The 1,168-nt window shown below is 66.9% G+C and carries 1 protein-coding gene and 1 pseudogene; one reads left to right on the top strand and one right to left on the bottom strand.

Going from position 1 to position 1,168, the window contains the following annotated elements; translation table 11 throughout:
• A partial coding sequence (locus ACFWIS_RS40700) for a hypothetical protein (RefSeq protein ID WP_380464158.1) occupies positions 1 to 627 on the top strand: 627 nt, incomplete at its 5' end.
• Here ACFWIS_RS40700 and ACFWIS_RS40695 read toward each other — a convergent pair.
• Positions 614 to 1,168, bottom strand: a pseudogene (locus ACFWIS_RS40695) (hypothetical protein); the annotation flags it as partial. The gene ACFWIS_RS40700 and the pseudogene ACFWIS_RS40695 sit on opposite strands and share 14 nt — an antisense overlap.

Below are 1,168 nucleotides of genomic sequence, written 5' to 3'. Positions count from 1 at the left end.
CACGATTTCGTCGATCAAGGAGCCGGACTGGGTGGAACCCTCGTCAGTAACTACGCTGAGCACGGGCGTGCCTTCCCGACCCGCGCTGCAACGCGGGCCTACTCGGAGACCATCAGAGGATCATCGGGAAGGTACGCCCTCCGCGTCCCTCCCGGCACCGATCCACAGGTTCCGGGCATTCCTCGCGTTCGTGCGACCTGGGCGGTGCTGGCAGTCGGGCACAACGTCCCGGACCACGCCTTCGGGCAGAGCGACCACCAGGCGGCGAACAAGGGGGCGCCAACGGCGGAGGAGGTGGCCACCGGCGCAAGCCCGCGGCAGGACTGGGGAGCGTGTCTGGCTCACGTCGGCCAGTACCACCTGGTCCTCGCCGCGCTCCTCGCCCTGGTGTGGTTGTTCATCCCGCTGTCGCTGACGATGACCGGCTTGGCGGCCGGGTTCGCGTGGTCGGCGGCCACCCATGCCGTGCTGGACCGGCGGTGGCCGGTGCGCTGGCTGCTGCAGCGCACCGGCTCGCCAGCCTTCGCCGAGCTGCGGACGGCCGGGCTCAATGGAATGTATTTGGCAGATCAGGTCCTGCATTCCGGAGCACTGCTCGTCTCGGCGCTGCTGATCACACGTCTGTGACCTGGGGTTCTTGATGAGGAATCACCGGGAGGCCGAGCGGGACGGGGCCCTGACGCTGGAAGCGTCGCGTCTGCTCGCGCTTGCTCCGCAGAAAGGTGAGGGTGAGGTCGAGCCCTTCAATCTCACCCTGCCAGCCCTCCGCCATCGCCCGATCGCGTCGAGCGAGGAGATCTTGCTCCAGTTCGTCGAGCCGCGGGATCATCTTCGGGTTGATCGAGAGCATCGGGCATCGGATGCAGGCGTGCTCGTGCGCGCAGGGCGTTCCGTAGGGCCGGCCGCAGGAGCCGAGTTCGACCCGCCGCTTGTCGAAGTGCTCCTCGAATTCCAGCGTGCAAGCAACTCCAGGAAAATCAGGAGCAATGCTCGAGACTTGTGGATCGGCGCCCGGAGGAACGCAGCAGGCGTACCTTCCCCGATTGATCCTTTGATGGTCACCGAGTAGGCCCGCGTTGCAGCGCGGGTCGGGAAGGCACGCCCTGTGCTCAGCGTAGTCACCGACGACGGCTCCACCCAGTCCGGCTCCCTGATCGACGAGATCGTC

The sequence above is a fragment of the Kitasatospora sp. NPDC127060 genome, from assembly GCF_042724935.1.
In the GTDB taxonomy this organism is placed as follows: Bacteria; Actinomycetota; Actinomycetes; order Streptomycetales; family Streptomycetaceae; genus Kitasatospora.
This window is presented reverse-complemented; position numbering and strand designations above follow the sequence as displayed.